Source organism: Hymenobacter sp., from assembly GCF_036388155.1.
Lineage (GTDB): Bacteria > Bacteroidota > Bacteroidia > Cytophagales > Hymenobacteraceae > Hymenobacter.
In genome coordinates this window covers 16,984-38,692 of the sequence record NZ_DASVSI010000126.1, presented here as the reverse complement: position 1 = coordinate 38,692, position 21,709 = coordinate 16,984, and the positions used below count along the sequence as shown (strand labels likewise).

The window sequence follows — 21,709 nt, the reverse complement described above, 5'->3', positions numbered from 1 at the left end:
TATGAAACAGCCCCGACACTGCGCAGTGTCGGGGCTTTTTCATATTATTAGGTTGGTCACATCTCAAGGTTGGTCGCACGGAGAGGACGGATTGCCACGGCCTCCGGCCTCGCAATGACACGCGCCGCTGTCTACCGTGTGCCGCTACAGCGTCTCCGCCACGTGGCGCTGCAACTCGGGGAAAAACTCCCGAAAATCCGCTTCGTATTCCGCGTAGTTGGCTTCCAGCTCCGCTACGGCGGTTTCCATGCCGGAGCCGGGCGTGGCACGGCGGCTCAGCCCGCCCAAGGCCCGCGCTATTCCGGCCGTGGCGGCGTAGCCCAGCAGCCAATTGTGCTCGCGCATGTGGGGAAAGAAATGCTGCACGCGCGGCGGCATTTCGGCGTGCCGGGCGGCGAGCAGCGCGTACACCCGCTGCGTGAAGTCGGCCAGGCTTTCGGCGGTGAATTCGGTGAAATTCCGGGCCAGAAAGTGGTCCAGGAACATGTCCGAAATCACGCCGGCGTACTTGCCGTAGCCAGCAGTTCGCAGCCGCTGCGTGACGCGCCGCACCACCGGGTGCTGGTCGGTGAAGGTGTCGATGGCCCGGTGCAGCCGAATGCCGGTTTGCACGGCGGGCGTGAAGTTTTCGAGCTGTTTACCGGGCACAGAGTCGGCAATAAAATTACCCAGGAGCACGTCGGCGTAGTCGGCACCGCTTGCAGAGCCGGAAAGGAAAAGGTGGGCCAGGAAATTCATTAGTACACCAACCGGAAACTCGGCGGTTAGTCTAGCGAATGAAAACAAGTAGGGCGCGCTGGCCGTAAACCAAGCTCTTCCTTTCTCTCATTGCATCCCTAAAATACCCCTTCCCATGGCTGACCAAGTTGCCGTAAGTCACGACGTTTCAAAGCTCGTCGAAAAAATTAAGGACATCAAAATTGCCATGATGACCACCATCGAGCATGGCAATGAACTGCACTCGCGCCCCATGTACACCACCGAGCCGGAAGAAGACGGCACGCTCTGGTTTTTCACCGAGAAAGACTCGCAGAAAGTAGACGAAGTACAGCAGGACCGCCACATCAATTTGGGCTATTCTGACCCCAGCGCCAATACCTACGTGGCCATCACGGGCACTGCCCAAGTGGTGACGGACCGCGCCAAAATAAAAGAGCTGTGGAATGAAAGCCTGCGCGGCTGGTTCCCCAACGGTTCCGACGACCCGAACATTGCTCTGCTCCGCGTCACCATTGACAAAGGCGAGTTCTGGGACACGCCCAGCTCTACCCTGCTCCGGGCCTACGCCTACGTGAAAGCCGTGGTAACCGGCGAGCGCGACCAGCCCAGCCCCGACCGCCAGTCGGTAGTAATCCCTTCGTAGCACCACCAACAACGAGCAACAAAAAAGGCCGGAATTGCTTCAGGCCTTTTTTTGTTGCTCGTTGTTGGGTAGTTGTCAGTTGCTCGTTGTCCGTTGTCAGGCCGTTCTATCCAGTGCAAACCAATAAGTGCAAACCAATAACTGATAACAGACAACGAACAACTGACAACTAATCAGCCACCGCTCCTGAATGCCGCACACCACCCTCACTGTTTTCACCCTGAAACCTGGCAACCGACGCTGGGGACTGGCCCAGATGGGCACTTCGCCCGGCACCCTTTCACGCGTTGCGGGCCTACGCTTCTTCAAGCTGATGGGCAGCGGTGCCCGCAACGGCTTCGGCTTTTGGCCCAACCTGGAGCGCTACGGCTTCATGGCCGTTTGGGAAAGCCCGGATGCGGCCGCGGCATTCTTTGCCGAACACCCGCTGTGGTCAACCTACCAACAACGAAGTACCGAAATGTGGAACGTGGGCTTGGCGCCACTAAAAGCGCACGGCCTGTGGGACGGCCAAAGCCCCTTTGCTTACGAAACCGGCCTCACTCCTGCTGCCACCGCACCGGTGGCCGTGCTCACCCGGGCCAGCATCAGTTGGCTTAAGACGCCGCGCTTCTGGCAATATGTGGAGCCCACCAGCGCCGCCCTTGCCGATGCGGCCGGCGTGCGGGCGGCCATCGGTTTGGGCGAGTTGCCGGTGGTGCGCCAAGCCACGTTCAGCGTGTGGGAATCGGCGCAGGCCATGCAGCAATACGCCTACCGCGACGAGCGCCACCGCCAAGTCATCCAATTGACGCGGCGCGAGAAATGGTATTCGGAAGAGCTGTTTGCGCGCTTTGCAGTGCTGGACAGCCGCGGCACCCTGGACGGGCACGACCCGCTGGCCGGGCTACTGCCAGCCGGCAACGTAGCCGCTCAGCAGTAAACGGCTTGGTCAGGCTTCGTCGAGCAGCTGCCCTTCGCCTGCCTACCAACGAATAGTTAATGCTCAACCACTCAGTCTCGCAGCCGGTAGCGGCGGCGCCAGCCGGCCACGTTGGTGCTTAGCTCAGGGTGCGGGTCGGCTTCGCGAATGAGGCCCGAGGCATCCAGCGCGGGGTAGTCGGCCTCGTCGTCCGGGGCGCGAAACCAGGTAAAGCCCGAAACCTCGGCCGAAGCGTCCGTTCGCAGTTGCACGTGGTCGTCGCCGTCGCCGTCGTACAGGCTCACTGAAAAGTCAGGCAGCAAGGGCGTTTGCAGCTCAAATACGTCGTTGCCACCCAGGCCGAACAGGCGCAGGTCGCGGGTGTCTGCTTTGGTGTACAGGCGTTCGGTCAGCAAACTGTCGGCGCGCTGGGGCCGGCGGGCCAGCACGCGCACCCGCAGGGCGCCCGCTTCGGTTTGGCTGATGACGAACCGCTCCGCTTGGTCGGTGCCCACCAGCCACGATTCCGCCGCCAGTACTTCATAGTAGCGCCTGGCAATGGCGGGCAGCTGCGCCCGGCGGGCCGACAACATGGGCGCAAACCGAGCCGTGAGGGCACTTCGCGTTTCGGCCGGCGTGGCTTCCAGGGCCTGCTTGATGGCAGCATCGGTCAGGCGCAGGCGCAGCGAGTCTGCTTCCTGCCGAAAGTCCTCGGCGCTGAGCCGGCCCAGCAGCGTGCGGTCGAGCACGCGGGCGGTGGTGGTAAGGCCGTCCACCGAATTTAGCGGAATGCTGGCCTGAAAGCTGTGGTATTTGGGCACAAACCATGAAATCAGCCGCGTGATGGCGCCGTCATTGAACAGGAAAAAAGCCTGGTCGCGGTCGCGCGGGATGGGCCGGTACACCACCCGGCCCGCCTGCGGGAAGCTGGCCCAGCGCCACTGGTCTTCGCGCCGGCTCCAGTCGCCCAGCCACATGTCGAGCAGGCGGGCGCGCAGGTAGGCGCGGGCTTCCACCCGGGCGTTGGGCCGCTGGTGGACGTCGGTGAGCATGTGGGCCGTGCTCACCACCTGCGGCGAGTGGCCGAACGTGGGCCGCCCCTGCTGGTTGCCGTCGGGCCGCTCCTCCAGCAGGTACAAGGCGTTGGCGTACTGCGGCCGAAACTGCCGCAGCAGCGAGTCGTCGGGCAGATACACCAGCCGCGGGTTGGCGTGGTACACGCGCGCGGCCTCGGCCAGCGGCGCGGCAATGTAGGCCCCGTAGGGCTGGGTGGCGCAGGTTTGGTCGCGCATCAGCCCGCCCAGCAGGCGGCGCGCCAGGCCGGCGGGCAGGGCCATGCTGGCGTCTTTGTCCACGGAGCGCAGCACGAATTCCCGGCCGTTGGGCGCGCGCAGGCGCAGGGTGCGGCTTTGGTAGCTGCCGCCGGCTTGCAGGGGCGTCAGGCCGCCGGGCTCGGCGGTGGCCAGCCGCAGCACGGGCACCGACACGGGCACCGCCCAAATGGTGCGGTAGTGCGCGCCCCAGAAGAACCGCCACACGCTCCCGCGGGTGTATTGCGGCCCCGGCGCTACCCGAATGGTGGCCGAGTCGGGGGCCCACTGCACGGCCGTGCCTCCCGGCGCAACGGGCGCCGAGCACGCCGCTAGCCCCAGCACAGCGGCGCACCAAATGGTTCTCCAAACGGCAGCAGTGGTTGCGGAGGCGTGCTCAGCCATCAGGAAGCAGTAGCAAGACATTATTCACTTGTTGACCGGCAATGCGCAACGTCTACCTACTCGATATTTGGTTCTGGCCAATTCATCAACCCAGTCACAGCGGGCGGTTTTCGAGAGCCGCTGAGCCACTACCGGGCTTCCGTATACCGCAAAGCAGCCGGTCACGGTTGTGCACATCCTCACCTTTGCCCACAAGTTGCGTTAAAGGCCCAGTTCCGCTTCCTTACATCTCCGGATGCCTCCCCTTCTTTTACGCTTGTTGAGACCTCATCTCCCGTTGTTGGCCGTGCTGGGAGTGGGCCTGGGAGCCGGCGGCTGTGCCCACCGCAATTATTTTCAGCCCGACGCCCGCATTGGGCCGGGCAGCTCGGCGCCGCTGCCCCCGAACACCGACTCGGTGCTGGTGGTGGCCGGCCGGCAGTACGACCAGCACTCGCGCCTGCATCGCCTGTTCTGGGGCGAGCACTACCGCAAGGTGTGGGAGGCCCCCGCCAAGGTGCAGGTGCTGCGTCTGCCCAGCATCGTGCCCGGCGGGCTGAAACCCGACAAGCCCGGCGGCGGCTTCCAGAGCATCAGCATGACGCTGGAGGGGCGCCGCGACCGGGAGTACGCCCTGCGCGCGCTCGACAAAGAGCCGTACAAAACCTTGCCCAAGGTGCTGCGGCACACGTTTGTGCTGAACGTGGTGCGCGATGCCACGTCGGCCGCCATGCCCTATGCGGCGTTCACGGTGCCGCCCCTGGCCCAGGCCGCCGGGGTGGCGCACTCCCGGCCGCGGCTGGTGTACGTGCGGCCCGACGAATCCGGCCTGGGGGAAATGTCGACGCGGTTTCAGGGCAAAATGGCCTTGCTGGAAGAGAAATACGATGCCCTGGCCTCGCGCACGCCCGACCTGGCCAAAGCCACCAATTTTATCGACAGCAATGAAATGCTGGCCCAGGTGTACGCCGACCCCGCCCATCACATCGACCAGCTGGCTTTTCTGCGGGCGCGCCTGCTGGACGTGTGGCTCGGCGACTGGGACCGGCACGAAGGCCAGTGGGACTGGGCCGTGTTTAAAGACCCCGGCGGCCGGGTGCGCTACCGCGCCATCCCGAAAGACCGCGACCAGGTGTACTTCCGCTTCGACGACGGCTTGGTGCCCTGGCTGGCTTCCCGGCCCTTCATCGCGCCCAAATTTCAAACCTTCAAGCCCGAATACGGCTACGTGCGCGGGTTGGTGAAACAGGCACGGTTCATCGACGCCCGCGGCCTCTCGCTGATGTCGCGCGCCGACTTCCAACGCCTCGCGGCCGACCTGCAGCGCCGCTGGCCCGACACGCTGATTGACCGGGCCATTCGCCGCCTCCCGCCCGCGGTATTCGCCCTGGAAGGGCCAGGCATCGTGGCCAGCCTCAAGGCCCGCCGCACCGCCCTGCCGCAAGCGGCCGAGGCCTTCTACCGCAGCTTGATGCGCGAGCCGGTGGTGGGCGGCACGGCCAAGGCCGAGCGGTTTGTGGTGCGCCGCTACCCCGATTCTACCACCGTACACGTGTTTTCGGCGCAGCTGGCCCGGCTCACCCGCGGCGATTCTCTCCGCTTCCGGCGCACCTATTATGTCGCCGAAACCAAAGTCCTGACGCTGGAAGGACTGGACGGCAACGACGTTTTCGAGCTGGAAACCACCAGCCGCCGCCCCATGCGGGTGCGGCTGTACGGCGGCGAGGGCCGCGACCACCTGCGCCTGCAAGGCAACAGCCGCCGCCTGGAGCTGCGCGACGCCTCGCCCGACCTAACGGCCAACAATGCGCCGCGCCCCCGGACGCCGCAAAAGCGCCACGCCGCCTACAACCGGCTCAACGACGATTAGAAGCAGCAGAACCTAGTACTAGGTAGCAAGTAACAAGTACCAAAACCTTGTTTCACTGACTGACTGAGTGGCCATCATCCCATACCGTCTTACTCTTATAGTCTTGCTACTTGCTACTTAAGTCTTGCTACTTAAGTCTTGCTACTCTAGTCTTGCTACTCTAGTCTTGCTACTCACTCCCTATCCATTTAGTTGCTCTTGATGCCAACTCGCTTGCCCACTACTTATTTGGCTGTGCTGACTGCCCTGGCTGGGGTGCTTGGCAGCGGTTGCGTCCGGAAAAACTTCTTTCAGCCCGATGCGCGCCTCGACGCTTCCCTTCCGCTGCCCGCCACCGCCGACAGCGTGCGCGGCGCCACGGCGGGGCGCCAGTACGCGCGGCATGGCGGGCTGTACCACGCGTTGGTGGGCCGGCACAATCGGCCCACGTGGGCGGCGCCGGTTTCGGCCCCCATCCTTCGGCTGCCTACTGCCCGGCCCGGCGGCCTGCGCCCGGGCAAAGTCGGCGGCGGTTTCAACAGCACCAGCTTGACCCTGACGCCGCCCAGCGGGCCCGCCTACGTGCTGCGCACCGTCGACAAAGACCCCATTCGGGCCACGCCTACAGTGTTGCGGGGCACGTTTCTGGTGAACGTGTTGCGCGACAATATCTCGGCCACCAACCCCTACGGCTCCTTAGTGGTAGCGCCGCTAGCCCAGGCGGCAGGGGTTCCCCACGCCACGCCTCGCCTGGTGTACGTGCGGCCCGACGACCCGGCCTTCCAGACCGATTCACTGCGCCTGTTTCGCGGGCAGCTGGCTTACTTGGAAGAAAAAGCGGCAGTCGACATCGGCACGCCAGCCGGCTCCCGTGGCGGCACCACCAGCACCACCAAGGCTTTTGAAGCAGTATTTGCCAGCCCCACGCACCGCATCGACCAAGCGGCCATGCTACGGGCGCGCCTGCTGGACGGCTGGCTCGGCGACTGGGACCGGCACGAGGGCCAGTGGAACTGGGGCCTGAGCCAACCCACTCCCACTGGCACCGTGCTGCTGACGCCGCTGCCCAAAGACCGCGACATGGTGTTCTACCGCCTCGACGATGGCGTGCTGGGGTGGCTGGTAGGACACGTTTTCCTGCGGCACTGGGTCACTTTCAAGCCCGAGTTTCAGAATGCCACGGCCCTGTTGTCCTCGGGCCACTACCTCGACGTCCGGGCCCTCAACGGCCTTTCGCGTGGCCAGTTCCGGGCAATTGCCCTGGCCATGCAGCGCCAATGGCCTGATACGCTCATCGAGCGGGCTTTACGCCGCATGCCCCCGGCTGCTTTTGCCCTCGAAGGACCCCGGCTTATCAAGGCATTGCAAGCTCGCCGGGCTGACTTGCCCGCGCTGGCCAACGGCTTTTACGAGCACCTGGCCCGCAGGCCCGTGGTGGGCGGCACAGTGCAGGCCGAGCGGGTTGAAGTACACCGCTACCGCGACTCCACCGTGGTGGCAATGAGTGCCCTAGGGGGCTCTACGCCGCTATACCGCCGCGTCTTTTTTCCGTCGGAGACACGGGTTATTCGGCTCGAAGGCCTGGGTGGCAACGACGTTTTCGTGGTGCAAGAACACGACAAGCAGGTCCGCTCAGCGCCCCGGGTGCACCTGTACGGCGGCGCCGGCACCGACGAAATCCGGGGGACGGCCCGCGGCGTGCGGTTTTCCCAGGAAACCGTCAAGCCCAAGCGCGCCTACGACCTGCCACCGACGGAATAAAGCCGCCTAAGCAGCTGGTTGAGTGTCTAGTTGGTTGAGGGCTTCTTATCTAGAAAGTATTTTTGCGCTCCGCATGTGGTGCCAACCACCTCGCCGCAAGCGTTACTTATTGCTTCACCAACTTATGGTAGCGTACCTGCCGCGCAAATCGTAACTCGGCCAGGTAAAGGCCCGGGGCCAAGCCCGCCACCGGGAAGGGGGGCTCGTCGGGGGCCCCGGTGCGGGCAAAGCCGGCCACCCGGCGCCCCAGCGCGTCGTAGAGGGCCAAGGCGTAGGGCTGGCCGCAGGCGTCGCCCAGCTGCACGTAACAGGCCTCAGCACACGGATTAGGGTACAGCGCCGCTGGGCCGGGGGCGCAGGCCGGCGCCTCGGCGGGTTCGCGTCCGTTGAAGACATTCTGGATGAAGTTGGGCAGCCCCCCGAACACGGCCCGGTCGGCGAAGGCGGGGAAGCGCTCGGCGCGCAATGCGCAGGCAAAGCCTAGGGCGTTGGGCCGGCCGATTACGAACAGGGTTTGCAGGCCGTTCCCGCTGGGCAGCGCCCGATTGTAGTACGCGCTGGCCCCGTACATGCGCCCGTCCGGGCCGTTTTGCAGCGCGTAGTACACGCCGCCGCCCGTCGTGGAACTGACGTTGGTGCCGGGGTTGCCCGCCACCACGCTGCGGCCGGAGGCGGCCACAGCTGTGTAGTCGCCGGCCGCCAGGTCGTACTGGCTCAGCACGTTAGAGTCGATTCCAGCGGGCAGCCGGGTGAAGTTTTGCACGTAGAGCTTCGTGTTGTCGGGCGAGAAGCACACGCCGTAGCCGTCCAGCAGCGCGCCCAGGTTCACGTAGTGGGACAGCGTGCCGGTGGCCGCGTCGAAGTCGAACAAGGCGAAGGGCTCCACCCCGAAGGACACGGCGCAGGCCAGGTGGCGGCCGTCGGGCGAAGCCTGCAGGAACCCGCGCAGGCCTTTGTCCCCGGTCGTGTCGGCGGGCTGGACTGGGTGGGCCGGGCCAATGGCCTGGCGCCGCGCCGCCCCGACGCCTTGGGCGGTGACGGGGTAGACGAGGAATTCGGCCGTGCCCCAGCGGTGGGCCAGCACCCAGTAGTCGCGGCCGTTGGCGTGGGGCACGGCGGTGAGTTTCATCGTCAGGCCGCCGGCCAGGGGCACGTTTTTCTCCCCCGTCACCACGTCGCCGCGCCCGGCGTCCAGCTCCGCGTCGACCACGGAGTACGACAGGGCGCAGGCCTTGTCTTGCACCGGCTGACGCAAGGTGAAGAGATAGTAGCGCCGGACCCGGCCGGGCGCGGGCACCAGCAGGGCCCCTTGGTTCACAAAGAAGGTGCCGCGCAGGCTGTCGCCGTGGGGCATGACCTTGTGCTCGCGGTTCCAGACCCGTTCGGCGTTGGTGTAAAACAGCAGCTGCCCTGTAACCGGGTCGGAGGCGACGGCGCAGGCGAACTCGGTCGTGAGTTGGCCGTCGAGCACAGGGGTCGGGCCGCTCGGCCCGAACACAAAGCCCGCCCATTGCCCGAAATACCAGTTGTCGGCTTCGTGCTGGGCTCGCGCCGGTTCAGGCGCGAAGAGGAGCCACAAGACGAACGTGAGCTGAGCGAGCGCCCGCAAGGCACTTGGAGAAGACGGCACGGCCATGTGATATAATGAGTGAAGCACACCTGGACGCGCGGTCTCGCGCGGTCATTCAACTCACTAAAGATAACCAGGTAAACTTGCTTACAGAAGTGCAGCTTGAGGGCCTGGGTGCTGCACTTAACAAACGTTCTTTTTTGCCCAACTTGACGAGCCATGAGGCTCTGCTATTGCGCAGCCAATTCAGCAAAACCCTCTTACACTCGCCCAACCTCAGGCCTGTTCCAGCATCTTCAATACCAGCCGTTCAACGGGTGAGAGCAAGTCGCCGGGGGTGGCTTCGGCATCGTGCTTGCGCAGGTACTCGATGAGGTTGCCGGCCTTGAACAACTCCACCACCTGCGGATGGATGTAGTATTTGGAGCACACGGTGGGCGTGTTGCCCAAGCCCGTAGCGACTTCCTTTACGGCTTTTTTCACCACTTTTTCGGGCTCCAGGTCGGGTTCTTCGTTCAGGACGGCTTCCAGGCAGCTCACCATTTTCACGGTGCCGCCCCAGGTGCGGAAGTCCTTGGCCGACAGCGCCAGGCCGGTGTGCCGGTGTAGGTACTCGTTCACGTCGCCGGACTCCAGCGCGTGGCGTTGCCCATCGGCTGAGTAGTACTGGAACAGGTGCTGGCCGGGAATTTCCTTGCACTTGCGCACCAGCCGGGCCAGGCGGGCATCGTGCAGGGTCACGTCGTGCGCCACCCCCTTTTTGCCTACGAAGGTGAAGTTGACGTCGGCCCCGTCCACGGCCACGTGCTTGTCGCGCAGTGTGGTCAGGCCGTAGCTTTTGTTCTTTTTGGCGTACTCCTTATTGCCCACCCGGATGAACGATTGGTCCATGAGGGTGAGCACCAGGGCCACCACTTTCTCGCGGTCGAGGGCCGGGCGGCGCAAGTCCTTGGCCAGCTGCTGCCGCAACGGGGCCAGCTTCTCGCCAAACGTGCGCAGGCGCGAAAACTTGGTCAGGCTGCGCATTTCGTCCCAGGCCGGGTGGTAGCGGTACTGCTTGCGGCCCAGGCTGTCGCGGCCGGTTACCTGCAAATGCGCGGTGGGCGAGGCGGCAATCCACACGTCGGTCCAGGCCGGCGGAATCACGAAGCTGTTGATGCGCTCCAGGGTTTTGGCGTCGGTGATTTTGTGGCCTTGGGCGTCGTGGTAGGTGAAGTTACCGGCCCGCGTCACGGTGCGCGTCAGGCCCGGGCCCTGGTCGGTGGCGTAGCGCAGGCCAGCCATCTGGGCCTGGCGGGCGGGGTCTTTGTACACAACGTGGGCTTCGTCTTGGGGGGCAAGCCGTTTCTTTCGGGTTTTTGGGCGGGGTTCGGCGGTGGGCATGGAAAGGACACAATAACCCGTTACTGCACGGGAGTAGTAGTACGCAATCGGGCCCGAGGCGGCTATACTGAGGTGTTTTCGGCTGCCGGCCGTAGGTTTGTTCTATGAAGCTACTCGAGGCCTTTTCTTCCTTCACCGAATGGACGGACCACCTGCTTACCCGCACCAAAGCGCGGAACGGGCGGCTCAGGCCCCTGCAGCTCGATGCTTACCGCAGCTACGGCACGGCCGCCAAGTTCTACATCAAGGGCCGCTTGCTGGCCGACCGCGGCATTGCCGCCCAGTCCGCCCAAGACTCGCGCTGGCTCAATTTCCGCAACATGGTGCGGCGCTTCAACAGCCGGGAAGTAGCCGGGGCCGACCTCGTGGCCGAGCTGCCCGACGGCAGCCAGCACCTCGTTACGACCGACGATGAGGGCTATTTCACGCTCATCATCGAGCCCAAGGCCTTGCCAGAGCCCGTGGCCTACCTGTGGTACCCCGTGCCGGTGCGGGTGTCGCGCCTCCCCTATCAGTTTAAAGAGCCCGCCGCCACGGTCACGGCCGCGGCCAAGGTGCTGGTGCCGCCGCCCAGCGCCGAGTTTGGCGTCATTTCCGACCTCGACGACACCGTTTTCGAGACCAGCGCCACCAACGTGCTGAAAATGCTGGGGCGCACCTTGCTCAGCAACGCGCATTCGCGCCTGCCCTTTGTGGGCGTGGCCGACTTTTACCGGCGCCTGCAGCGGGGCCGCAACAACCAGCCCGATAACCCCTTTTTCTACGTCAGCAGCAGCCCGTGGAACTTGTATGACATGCTGGAGGAGTTCATGGGCATTCACGAGATGCCCCCCGGCCCGCTCCTGCTGCGCGACCTGAGCCTGGGCCGCCCCAAAACCACTCCGCCGCCCGGCGTAGTGGGCTCGGCGGCCGTGCATTTCGCCCACAAGCTGCACGAAATCGAAGACTTGCTCACGACCTACCCGCACCTCCCCTTCGTGCTCCTCGGCGACAGCGGCCAAGAGGACGCCCGCATCTACCGCGAAGTGGTGCGGCGCCACCCCGGCCGCATCCGGGCCATCTACATCCGCGACGTGCAAGTGCCCGCGCGGGCCCTGCTGGTGGCCCCCATTGCCCAAGAGTTGCAGGTAGAAGGCGTGACCATGCTGCTAGTGGCCGACTATGCCGTGGCCGCCGCCCACGCCGCCAGCATCGGCTTGATTGTGAACGAGCCGGCCAAGGTAGAGGCCAGTATTTAGGCCCGTTTTTGAATAGTGTAACAAGGGCCGCGCTGCGCCAAACTGCTTTTAGTGTAGCGCAGGTTAGCCTGACCATGCGCAGCTTGGTGGTACGCGCACAGCGTTTCTCCCTGCGGACGACGAAATAACGCCAGCCCTACTTCTTGGCCGGCAATTCGCTATTCGTATGGTCGGCGGCTACCACCCATTTGCCGTCAATTTGGCGCAGCACCAGCAGGAAATAGCCCTGCAAGTCCCCGGCGGCGGGCCGGGCCAGGTGCCAGCGGCCAATCACCTGCGCCGCGCCGGGAGCCAGCACCGACACCCGCAGCCCACTAAAATCCAGCTGACCCATGGCCGCGGGCGTGGGGTAATTCTTTTGGTAATTGGTCAGCGTTTGCTGCCACCCGTAGGTCGGCCCGCTCCGACCGATAAACACCAGGGAGTCTGATTTCCAATACCCCTCCATGAAGCCGGGAATGTCGCCGCGGTTCCAGGCCGCGGTTTGGGTGGTGAGCACCTCGCGAATGGCGGCAGCGTCGGCCGCAGGGTCCGGCTTGAGGGATGCTTGGGGGGAGGAAGTGCAGGCAGCCAGGCCCAGCAGCAGGCCCACAAACCATTTCTTCGTTTGCAGCATAGTGGCGGGGCTATTTGTTGAGTAAGGTGTTCACGTAGGTGATGCCGCCCAGGCGGCGCATGTTGCGCAGCACGCGCTGCTGCTTGGCCCGGGCCGCTGGTCCGGGGTTGGAGGCCCGGAACCGCAGCGGGTTGGGCAGCACGCCGGCCAGCAGCGCCGCCTGCGACGGCGTGAGGCGGCTGGCCGGCTTACCAAAGTAGCGCTGGCTGGCGGCCTCCACCCCGAAGGTGCAGTCGCCCATCTCGGCCACGCTCAGGTACATCTCCATGATACGGCGCTTGTTCCACATAAACTCGATGAGCACCGTGAAATACGCCTCCAGCGCTTTGCGCACGTAGCTGCGGCCGTGCCACAAAAACACGTTTTTGGCTACTTGCTGCGAAATGGTGCTGCCCCCCACAATGTGGGTGCCGTCGCCGTTCCAGTTGCGCTTGGCGGCCTTGGCTAGCGCATCAAAGTCGAAGCCGCGGTGAATGAGGAAGCGCTGGTCTTCGGCCGCCACCAGCGCCAGGGGCACGGCCGGGGCCACTTCGTCGAGGGTGCGAAACCGGTAGCGAATGTGGCGCGGCTCGGGCTGAATGCCATAGTACCCCCGGCCAATGGGCGGGTGGGCGCGGCGCTCCAGCATTATCCAGGTGGCCGGCGGGGGCACCCAGCGGTATATCAGCACCCAGGCCACCGAGGCCAGAAACAGCGCCGTCACCACTTGCAGCAGCAGGCGGGTAGCTTTTTTGAGCAGAACCGAAAAGTTGGGAATTAACGCAGGAGGTGCCATTGGGGCAAAAGTAGCGCGGTGCGCGAGGTTTCGCCATTCACTCCTACCTTTCGCTCGCTGCCGACTCCTTCCGCGGGGCCCCGCGCCAAACCCATCGGCGGCCTTTCGTTGTTGGGGTTACAGTTACCGCCCGTCTTATCGCATTGCTGTCATGTCTCGCCTCCTGCCACTCTTTCCCCTCAACCTAGTGGTTTTTCCGGGCGAAAAGCTCAACCTGCACATTTTCGAGCCCCGCTACCGTCAGTTGGTGCGCGAGTGCATCGAGCAAAACATCACCTTCGGCATCCCACCCTACTTGGATAACGCCCTGAGCGAGCTGGGGACCGAAATGCGCCTGCTGAGCGTGGAACAAACTTATTCCAGCGGCGAGCTCGACATTCGCACCAAAGCGGTGGGCGTGTTTCGCATCAACAAGTTCTACCGCCAGGCGCCCGGCAAGCTCTACGCCGGCGGCCAGGTCGAAGACGTGGTGCAGGACGACGTGGCCGACCCCGTACTGCGCGATATCATCACCAAGCAGGTGCGGCAATTGTACGAAGCCCTGGGCCTCCGCAAGCTGCTCCTGGAGCTGGCGCCCGACTATGCCATTTTCGACGTGGCCCACCACATCGGCTTCAGCACCGAGCAGGAGTACCAGCTGCTGGCCACCACCAGCGAGCAAGAGCGCCAGGAAATGGTGCGCGACCACCTCGACACCATCCTGCCCGTCGTTCTCGAAACCGAGCGTCTCAAAGAGCGGGTGCGCCTCAACGGGCACTTCAAGAACCTGACCCCGCCCAACTTCTAAGTCTAGTAGCAACGCAAAAAGGGAGCGCCAGTCCGTATTAATGGACTGGCGCTCCCTTTTTGCGTTGCTTGCCGGGGGTTACTCTTTCAAGCCACCCGGCACCCCTTGCGGAAACTCGGCGGCAATCTCCTGTTCCAAATAGCCAATGCGGTTGCCGGGGTTGGGGTGAGTGCTCAGGAACTCCGGGGTGGAGCTGCGGCCGCCCGCTTGTTCCAGAATCTTCATCACCTGAATCATGGCGCGGGGGTCGTAGCCGGCTTGGGGCGTGAAATCGACGGCCAGCTTGTCGGCTTCCAGCTCGTCGTTGCGGCTGAAGCGCATTCCGACCACCTTGGCAATGGCGGCGGCAATGGCGGCCTTCGCCACCGAGCTGCCGGGACTGTTGGGGTCGTACGAGGCAATGGTAGCGGCCCCGGCCAAGCCCTGCGTCAGGTTGGACTTGGCTACCTGGGCGGCCGAGTGCCGGCCCACTACGTGCCCTACCTCGTGGGCCAGCACGCCCGCAAGCTGGGCTTCGGTCTTCAAGTTTTTCAGCAAGCCCTGAGTGATGAAAATCTGTCCTCCGGGCAAGGCGAAGGCGTTGATGGTTTGGTCGTCGGCCAGCAGGTGAAACTGGAATTTGTAGGGCGTTTGGCCGGCTTTGGTGCTGGCAATGATTTTTTGGCCCACTTGCTCGACGGCCGCGCGGGCGCCGGCGTCGGCACTCAAGCCGCCGTATTGGGCGGCCATGGAAGGCGCCGCTTGGAGGCCGAGAGCAATTTCCTGCTCGGCGCTCATGCTGACGTGCTGCGTTTCGCCGGTTATCTCGTTTTTGGAGGTGTTGAAATAATAGCCAAAAAGAGAAACCGCCGCCACGATGATGGCAATGATGAAGCGGAGATTGAGGCGCATGAAGAAGGGAATGAAAGGGTGGGAAAACCAGAGGCATTCGGCCGGCCGCAATTGGCCAGCCCACCTCACTGCGCTTTTAACGCACCCTTGCGGTTCGGGTTATTCCTTGCCGCCCCACGCGCCTAGCGCAGGCTCGCGAAAGCCTCCACCGCGGCGTCCACATTCAGCCACTTCGAGCGGTAAGGCACCTTGTCCGGCCCGTGCAGGTACAGCACGCTCCCGCCCTTGATGGCTTTCACGATGGCCGTGGTTTCGGCCACGGGCAGGGCCGGGCAGCCCTGGCTGCGGCCCAAGCGGCCGTGCGCCTTCACAAAATCCTCGCACACGTACTCGGCGCCGTGCATCACCACCGCCCGGCTTTCGGCGTTGGTGTTAAACCCCGCATCCAGCCCTTGCAAGCGCAACGACAAGCCGTGCTTGCCGGTGTAAGTGGTGGCCGCGGTGCGGTAAAAGCCCAGGCTGCTCATCTCCGAGCCTTCTTTGTTGGAGAAAGCCACGGGCACGTCGGCGCCACTTGCTTTGCCGTGGGCCACCAGCGTGTGGAACAGCACGCGCTCTTTCTGCATGTCGATGACCCACAACCGTTTTTGCTTGCTGGGGCGGCTGAAGTCGATGAGCGTCAGCACCGGCGAGGCACTGGCCCGGCCGCTGGCCCGGCGCACGTTGTAGTAGCCCACCAGTCCTTCCCGAAACACCGTCAAAGGCAGTCCGGTCGCGCCCAAACGGAGCTTGCCGTACAGAGTGGCCGCCTGCTGCTCGAAGGCCGCTTTGTAGTAAGCCCGCCGCGACGAAACCGGCAGCGACGCCACGGTAGCCGTGGCAAATGTTTGAGCCGCTAGGTGCTGGGCCGAGCTCAGTAGCAGCGTGAATAGGCCAATAAATACACTCTTCCGAACCACTTGCATCACACTAGTATAACGTTAGCAAACAATTTTATCCCGGCTAATATACCCTCTTAGCCCAAAAATAGTGCGTAGTTTCGCCGAGTCGGGCGCAAAAGTCCAATTTTACTAATTTTTCCCCCAATGGTTATTCCCACTACGCGGGCCCGGCTCGCTCGTTTGGCTGCAACGTTTGGGATGGGCGCCTTGGTATGCGGCTGTGGCCACGCCTTGCAGGAAGTGCCGGGCTTCGACGCCGCCGCTTGGCGTGCCGACCCCTACGCCTGCCGCGACCAGCGCCGCGCCGCCCTGCCGGCGCTGCTGCGCAACAAGGAGCAACTGTACGAGGCCCGGGCCAACGACGTGACCGCCCTGCTGGGCCCGCCCGACGAAGAGGAGCTGCGCGCCGGCACCGAGAAGGTGTACTACTACTACGTAGAGCCCGGCACCCAGTGCCAGGGCCGCCACGCCCGCTCGGGCGCCGCCTGCATCAGCTTGCGCTTCGGGCCCATCGGCACGGTTACCGAGGTGCTCAGCGACCCCGTTGCGCCGCGCTAACCACGCAAAAAAGCCCGCCAATTGCTTGGCGGGCCTTGCTCGTGTATCGTTCTTGGGTTTTTTAGCCCAGTCCGTTGCCGGAGTTGGTGGGAGCGGTGGCGGGCTGGTCGTTCTCCTGCTGCAGCTGGCTGAGCTGCGAAGGCGTGAGAATGCGGCTGCACTCCTGCTCGTATTGGGCTTCGAGTTCGGCGGCTTTGGCGGCGCGCTCGGCTTCGTCGCCGCGGTACATGCGGTCGATGCTGCTCAAGCCCAACAGTTTGGTGCGGTTAACGGGCAGAAGCTTGAGGTATTCGCCTTCGTTGAGGTGCAAACGGCTGGCCATCTCACGGGTGAGGACCACGGCTTCCGCGTCCAGCGACCGGCCCATGCTGGGCACGTCGGCAATCCGGTCGGCCATCTGGGCCTTGGCGGTGAAAGAGCTAAAAGCGAAGAAAAGCGTTAAAAGAGTAATAATGGACTTAGCCATATAAATGAGGTGGTTGGGGGTGGTAGTGGTAGGGCTTTGCTCTTAACTCATGCAAGTTATTGTTTAGTTTCAGTTTTATCTAATTTATCTTATAACTATTTTTTATCTTTTATAAACAGCCGTTTGCATTCCACTATATAGAGCAAAAAAAAGGCACCAAAAGGTGCCATTTTTTTTGTAGTCAGTAAAGTTGTGCTGAACCTTAGTCCAGGCTAGCGACTGGCTGATGGTCAGGACTTTTGAAGTATTGCATGGCCGTGAGGGAGGTGATAACCCCCGTCATAGTGCCAAGCAGGATGATGCCCAAGCCGCCGATGAGCACGCCCAAGTCGGCGCCAAACAAATCGCGGGCCTGGATGCGCTCCACCGAGTTCATGACTCCCTGGCTGATGCCGCCAATCAGCCAGAAAAACAGGGCGAGAAGCACCGAGGCCACGAGCGCCGTAATGATGCCCGTGCTAAAGCCCTGGAAGTAGGAAAGGCGGTTGCCGCGGTAGCGCTTGAGGCGCTTGATGGCCAGCACCACGCCCACGGCCAGAATGACGATGTCGAGCGTGCCGGCCTCAATTTTGTCGAGAAAGCCCGCCAGGGCGGCAATGCCCGTGTACACAATCAGGGCCGCCGCTGTGAGGAGGCCCATGCGGAAGCCGTTGGATTCGGAAGTAAGTTGGATAGGAGGCATGCCCGGGAGGTGGGGTTTGAAGTGTGAAAAGGCCCACTATAGTGGCCTACAGGCTTTTTATACTTGCTCTCGTGCTTAAGAGTTATGCCCACGGTGTTTTTTCGCGGCGGCAGGGCGCGCGGGTTGGCATCGCCGGGCACTAATTGCCTTGTTAGTTAGTTATTTCCGCCGGGCTGACCAACTACTTTTTGGGCGCAGATTTTGGCCCGGGTCCTGTTGCGTAATTTTGCTGCCCGCCGCGCGCTGCTGCGTGGCATTTGTGAGCTACTATATTTCTGACTGAATGATTTCGACCACCAATGTGAGCCTGCGCTACGGCAAGCGCATCCTGTTTGAAGACGTTACCGCCAAATTCTTGCCCGGCAACTGCTACGGCCTCATTGGGGCCAACGGCGCCGGCAAGTCCACGTTCCTAAAAATCCTGTCGGGCGAGCTCGAGCCCAACACCGGCTCGGTGGAGATGCCCGCCGGCCAGCGTTTGGCCGTGCTCAAGCAGAACCAGTTTGCCTACGACGAGCAGCCCGTGCTGCAAACCGTCATTCAGGGCCACCAGCGTTTGTACGCGGTAATGCAGGAAAAGGACGCGCTGTATGCCAAAGCCGACTTTACCGACGCCGACGGCGAGCGCGCCGCCATCTTGGAGGGCGAATTCGCGGACCTCGAAGGCTGGAACGCCGAGTACGAGGCGGCCGAGTTGCTCTCGGGCCTGGGCATAGTAGAAGACAAGCACCACTCGCTGATGGCCGACCTCGGCGCCAGCGAAAAAGTGCGCGTGCTGCTGGCCCAAGCCCTGTTTGGCAACCCCGACGTGCTGCTGCTGGACGAACCGACCAACAACCTCGACGCCGAGAGCGTGCTGTGGCTGGAAAACTTCCTCGACGGCTTCCAGAACACCGTGATTGTGGTGAGCCACGACCGCCACTTCCTCGACGCCGTGTGCAACTACATGGCCGACCTGGACTTCGGCAAAATCACCATGTACCCCGGCAACTACACGTTCTGGTACGAAAGCAGCCAGCTGGCCCTGCGCCAGCGCCAGGATGCCAACAAGAAGACCGAAGACCGCCGCAAGGAGCTCGAAGAGTTTGTGCGCCGCTTCTCGGCCAACGCCTCGAAGTCGAAGCAGGCCACCAGCCGCCAGAAGCTGCTGCAAAAGCTGACGCTGGAAGACATCAAGCCCAGCTCGCGCCGCTACCCGTACATCGCCTTCAAGAGCGAGCGCGAGCCCGGCAACCAGTTGCTGAGCGTGGAAAACCTCAGCGCCAAAGTGGACGGCCAGACGATATTCAAAAACGTGAGCTTCACGCTCGACAAGAAGGACAAAGTGGCCATTGTGGGCCGCGACGACCGCGCCGCTTCCCTCCTCTTCGACATCATGTTCGGCGAGGCCAAGCCGGCCACGGGCGAGGTAAAATGGGGCACCACCATCACCCCCAGCTACTTCCCCAAGGAAAACAACCGCTACTTCGAATCCGGCGACTTGAACCTGGTGGACTGGCTCCGTCAGTATTCGGTGGAAAAAGACGAGAGCTTTGTGCGGGGCTGGCTGGGCCGGATGTTGTTTTCGGGCGAGGAATCGCAGAAGAAAAGCAACGTGCTCAGCGGCGGTGAAAAGGTCCGTTGCATGCTTTCGAAAATGATGCTCGAAGGCGGCAACGTGCAAGTACTCGACGACCCAACCAACCATTTGGACCTGGAAAGCATCACGGCCTTGAACAACGCCCTGCGCGACTACCCGGGCTCGCTCCTGTTTGCTTCGCACGACTTGCAGTTCATCGACACCGTGGCCAACCGCATCATCGAGCTCACGCCCGAAGGCATCATCGACCGCCGCATGAACTACGAAGAGTACCTGGCCGACGAGACGCTGAAGTCGCAGCGCCAGAAAATGTACAAACTTGCCTAATGCTGCGTTACTTGAGGAATGAGGAAGGCCGAAGTGCTGTTCACCATTTCCTCACCCTTCATTGGCTACGCCTTCCTTCGGTTACTAACTCCATTTTCATGACCATGAAACGCTTTTTGCTTCCGCTGCTCCTGCTTGCTGGCATTGCGGGCCTGCCCGCGCACCGCGCCCAAGCCCAGGAAAAGCCGGTGCTGAACCAGGCCCCTCCCGGCCCGCCGCCCGCGCAGCCCCAGCCTCGCCCCGTGGAGCCGACCACCACGCCGGTGCCAGCACCCACCACGGAGCCGACCACCACGCCCACCACGGAGCCGGCCGCTCCGCAGCCAGAACCGGAACAGCCGGCGGCGCCGCCGTCTCCCGATGCCCCGTCGGGCCTGGACTTTCCTAACCGCAAAGCCACCAAAGCCGGAGGTGCTGAGGACAAGCCGCCGACGAAGAAATTCCTGTACACCAACGTCGGCTTGGGCTTCTCGTCCAGCGGCGGGCTCAATCAATTCAACGTGAGCGCCGCGCCGGCCGTGGGCTTCCGCCTCACCAATAAGTTCGCCATTGGGCCGGGCATTTCCTATGCCTACAGCAGCTACAGCCTGACCGACGATTTCAGGAACGCCGGCTATGCTCTGAACTCGCAAGGCGACAAGAGCATCAAATTGAGCAGCCTGGGCGTGAAAGCGTTTGCGCAGTACATCGTGTACAAAGAGTTTTTTGTGCACGCCGAATACGAAGTCACCAACGCCGAATTGATTGACGTGAACGCCAACAACGAGTTTTATAAATACAAGCGCACGGTAACCACTCCCCTCGCGGGCATTGGCTACCGCTCGGCCCTGAGCCAAAACGCGGCGGTTGACATTGTCGGGCTGTACAATTTCGATAACACCCTCTACTCGCTTTACCCGGCGCTCGTTATCCGGTTTAGCTTCCTGTACAACTTCGGCAAATAGGCCGTGCTTCCCGAACACAAAAGAGCCGCGCTGGTTTTCCAGCGCGGCTCTTTTGTGTTTTTTAGCTAATCCAGTTGGCCGTTATATTGCTTTCCGACCGCTAATTACACGGAGCAGAATGGCAATGACCGCAATTACGAGCAAAACGTGAATCAAGCTGTTATTGCCGATTCCTGCGCCGAGAATACCGAAGTAACCCAGGGCCCAGATAATGATGAGGATGACTGCGATGATATAGAGGAGGTTGCCCATGGCTAGAGAGAGGTGAAAGTGTGAAACTGAAAAAGAAGGGAATCTGCGGCTTTGTACGGGGGCACTTTCAAAAGGATATAATAATCGAAGAAATAATTTTCCAAATGCAAACAAAAATGGCAGTTGCTAATGGTACCGTAGCTTTGCCGAAACGGTCCATTTGGGGCTGTTTTACGTCCCACCCACACTTTTCCCGTTAGTTATGAACGTCGCCGTTATTGGCTCAGGCACCATGGGCAATGGCATTGCCCACGTATTCGCACAGCACGGTTTCACGGTCGCGCTGGTCGACATCAACCAGCCGGCGCTGGACCGCGCCCTGGGCACCATCACCAAAAACCTGGACCGCCAGGTGTCCAAAGCCACCCTCACCGAGGAAGACAAAGCCGCCACGCTCGGCCGCCTGCGCACCTACACGTCGTTGGAAGAAGGCGTGGCCGCGGCCGAGCTCGTGGTGGAAGCCGCCACCGAAAACGTGGACCTGAAGCTGCAAATCTTCCGCGACCTGGACCGCTACGCGCCGGCGGGTGCCATTCTGGCGTCCAACACCTCGTCCATTTCCATCACCAAGATTGCCGCCGTTACCCAGCGCCCGCAGCAGGTGATTGGCATGCACTTCATGAACCCCGTGCCGGTGATGAAGCTGGTGGAGGTGATTCGCGGCTACGCCACGTCCGACGCCGTGACGCAACAAGTGATGGAGCTGTCGCGCCAGCTGGGCAAAACGCCCACCGAGGTCAACGACTACCCCGGTTTCGTGGCCAACCGCATTTTGATGCCCATGATTAACGAGGCCATCATCACCTTGTTTGAGGGCGTGGCCGGCGTGGAGGAAATTGACACGGTCATGAAACTCGGCATGGCTCACCCGATGGGCCCGCTCCAATTGGCCGACTTTATTGGTCTGGACGTATGTCTGGCCATTCTGCGGGTGCTGCACGACGGCTTGGGCAACCCCAAGTACGCCCCATGCCCGCTGCTGGTGAACATGGTGATGGCCGGCCGACTGGGCGCCAAATCCGGCGAAGGCTTCTACCAATACACCGCCGGCTCGAAGGAATTGGTGGTGGCCGAGCGGTTCCGGCGGTAGCCTCTTGTCATTGCGAGCGCAGCGAAGCAATGACCATGCGCCAGGCGTAAGGAAATAACTTCCGCTGCGTCTACCGCGTTGTCATCACAACTCATTACAATT

The 21,709-nt window shown here is 62.6% G+C and carries 21 protein-coding genes; 10 read left to right on the top strand and 11 right to left on the bottom strand.

Annotated elements, in window-relative coordinates:
- Positions 1-144: 144 nt before the first annotated feature.
- A complete protein-coding gene (locus VF629_RS17565) occupies positions 145-738 on the bottom strand; it encodes an acyl carrier protein phosphodiesterase (RefSeq protein WP_331059799.1) in 594 nt (197 codons plus the stop codon).
- Between the two features lie 115 nt (positions 739-853).
- Between VF629_RS17565 and VF629_RS17560 the strand changes: the two genes are divergently transcribed.
- Together VF629_RS17560 and VF629_RS17555 are read left to right on the top strand one after the other, a co-directional pair.
- Entirely contained in the window at positions 854-1,363 is a 510-nt protein-coding gene (locus VF629_RS17560; protein ID WP_331059798.1) for a pyridoxamine 5'-phosphate oxidase family protein, read from the top strand.
- Positions 1,364-1,553: 190 nt separating this feature from the next.
- Complete coding sequence (locus VF629_RS17555) at positions 1,554-2,285, top strand: spheroidene monooxygenase (protein WP_331059797.1); 732 nt, start codon at positions 1,554-1,556, stop codon at positions 2,283-2,285.
- A gap of 71 nt (positions 2,286-2,356) precedes the next feature.
- Here the strand turns inward: VF629_RS17555 and VF629_RS17550 are convergent, their stop codons facing one another.
- The gene (locus tag VF629_RS17550) at positions 2,357-3,979 is read right to left on the bottom strand and encodes a hypothetical protein (RefSeq protein WP_331059796.1); all 1,623 of its coding nucleotides are present in this window, start codon (positions 3,977-3,979) and stop codon (positions 2,357-2,359) included.
- A 259-nt stretch (positions 3,980-4,238) separates the two neighbouring features.
- Here VF629_RS17550 and VF629_RS17545 point away from each other — a divergent pair, with 259 nt between their 5' ends.
- A complete protein-coding gene (locus VF629_RS17545; protein ID WP_331059795.1) occupies positions 4,239-5,828 on the top strand; it encodes a hypothetical protein in 1,590 nt (529 codons plus the stop codon).
- Between the two features lie 201 nt (positions 5,829-6,029).
- Positions 6,030-7,568, top strand: coding sequence for a hypothetical protein (locus VF629_RS17540; protein ID WP_331059794.1), 1,539 nt, complete (start codon positions 6,030-6,032; stop codon positions 7,566-7,568).
- Between the two features lie 106 nt (positions 7,569-7,674).
- Here VF629_RS17540 and VF629_RS17535 read toward each other — a convergent pair whose 3' ends face one another.
- Positions 7,675-9,198, bottom strand: coding sequence for a hypothetical protein (locus tag VF629_RS17535; protein ID WP_331059793.1), 1,524 nt, complete (start codon positions 9,196-9,198; stop codon positions 7,675-7,677).
- Positions 9,199-9,414: 216 nt separating this feature from the next.
- On the bottom strand, positions 9,415-10,521 hold the full coding sequence (locus VF629_RS17530; RefSeq protein ID WP_331059792.1) for a DNA topoisomerase IB: 1,107 nt from the start codon (positions 10,519-10,521) through the stop codon (positions 9,415-9,417).
- Positions 10,522-10,625: 104 nt separating this feature from the next.
- On the opposite strand from VF629_RS17530, the gene VF629_RS17525 reads away from it, so the two are divergent.
- On the top strand, positions 10,626-11,759 hold the full coding sequence (locus VF629_RS17525; RefSeq protein ID WP_331059791.1) for an App1 family protein: 1,134 nt from the start codon (positions 10,626-10,628) through the stop codon (positions 11,757-11,759).
- A gap of 136 nt (positions 11,760-11,895) precedes the next feature.
- On the opposite strand, the gene VF629_RS17520 is transcribed toward VF629_RS17525, so the two are convergent.
- Positions 11,896-12,375 (bottom strand): nuclear transport factor 2 family protein, encoded by a 480-nt coding sequence (locus VF629_RS17520; protein ID WP_331059790.1) that lies wholly within the window; start codon positions 12,373-12,375, stop codon positions 11,896-11,898.
- Between the two features lie 10 nt (positions 12,376-12,385).
- On the bottom strand, positions 12,386-13,150 hold the full coding sequence (mtgA, locus tag VF629_RS17515) for a monofunctional biosynthetic peptidoglycan transglycosylase (protein ID WP_331059789.1): 765 nt from the start codon (positions 13,148-13,150) through the stop codon (positions 12,386-12,388).
- Positions 13,151-13,301: 151 nt separating this feature from the next.
- Between mtgA and VF629_RS17510 the strand changes: the two genes are divergently transcribed.
- A complete protein-coding gene (locus VF629_RS17510) occupies positions 13,302-13,937 on the top strand; it encodes an LON peptidase substrate-binding domain-containing protein (protein WP_331059788.1) in 636 nt (211 codons plus the stop codon).
- 78 nt (positions 13,938-14,015) lie between these two features.
- On the opposite strand, the gene VF629_RS17505 is transcribed toward VF629_RS17510, so the two are convergent.
- Positions 14,016-14,828, bottom strand: coding sequence for a M48 family metallopeptidase (locus VF629_RS17505; RefSeq protein ID WP_331059787.1), 813 nt, complete (start codon positions 14,826-14,828; stop codon positions 14,016-14,018).
- Positions 14,829-14,950: 122 nt separating this feature from the next.
- Entirely contained in the window at positions 14,951-15,733 is a 783-nt protein-coding gene (locus VF629_RS17500; protein ID WP_331059786.1) for a murein L,D-transpeptidase catalytic domain family protein, read from the bottom strand.
- A gap of 120 nt (positions 15,734-15,853) precedes the next feature.
- Between VF629_RS17500 and VF629_RS17495 the strand changes: the two genes are divergently transcribed.
- Positions 15,854-16,267 (top strand): hypothetical protein, encoded by a 414-nt coding sequence (locus VF629_RS17495; RefSeq protein ID WP_331059785.1) that lies wholly within the window; start codon positions 15,854-15,856, stop codon positions 16,265-16,267.
- A gap of 61 nt (positions 16,268-16,328) precedes the next feature.
- On the opposite strand, the gene VF629_RS17490 is transcribed toward VF629_RS17495, so the two are convergent.
- The gene (locus tag VF629_RS17490; protein ID WP_331059784.1) at positions 16,329-16,733 is read right to left on the bottom strand and encodes a hypothetical protein; all 405 of its coding nucleotides are present in this window, start codon (positions 16,731-16,733) and stop codon (positions 16,329-16,331) included.
- A 202-nt stretch (positions 16,734-16,935) separates the two neighbouring features.
- Positions 16,936-17,415 (bottom strand): DUF4199 domain-containing protein, encoded by a 480-nt coding sequence (locus tag VF629_RS17485; protein WP_331059783.1) that lies wholly within the window; start codon positions 17,413-17,415, stop codon positions 16,936-16,938.
- A 283-nt stretch (positions 17,416-17,698) separates the two neighbouring features.
- On the opposite strand from VF629_RS17485, the gene VF629_RS17480 reads away from it, so the two are divergent.
- Both VF629_RS17480 and VF629_RS17475 read left to right on the top strand, forming a co-directional pair.
- Positions 17,699-19,321, top strand: a complete 1,623-nt coding sequence (locus VF629_RS17480) for an ABC-F family ATP-binding cassette domain-containing protein (protein WP_331059782.1) — start codon at positions 17,699-17,701, stop codon at positions 19,319-19,321.
- Between the two features lie 104 nt (positions 19,322-19,425).
- Positions 19,426-20,265, top strand: coding sequence for a hypothetical protein (locus VF629_RS17475; RefSeq protein ID WP_331059781.1), 840 nt, complete (start codon positions 19,426-19,428; stop codon positions 20,263-20,265).
- Between the two features lie 81 nt (positions 20,266-20,346).
- On the opposite strand, the gene VF629_RS17470 is transcribed toward VF629_RS17475, so the two are convergent.
- A complete protein-coding gene (locus VF629_RS17470) occupies positions 20,347-20,517 on the bottom strand; it encodes a lmo0937 family membrane protein (RefSeq protein WP_331059780.1) in 171 nt (56 codons plus the stop codon).
- Positions 20,518-20,719: 202 nt separating this feature from the next.
- Here VF629_RS17470 and VF629_RS17465 point away from each other — a divergent pair, with 202 nt between their 5' ends.
- Positions 20,720-21,607 (top strand): 3-hydroxybutyryl-CoA dehydrogenase, encoded by an 888-nt coding sequence (locus VF629_RS17465; protein WP_331059779.1) that lies wholly within the window; start codon positions 20,720-20,722, stop codon positions 21,605-21,607.
- The last annotated feature ends 102 nt before the right edge of the window (positions 21,608-21,709 follow it).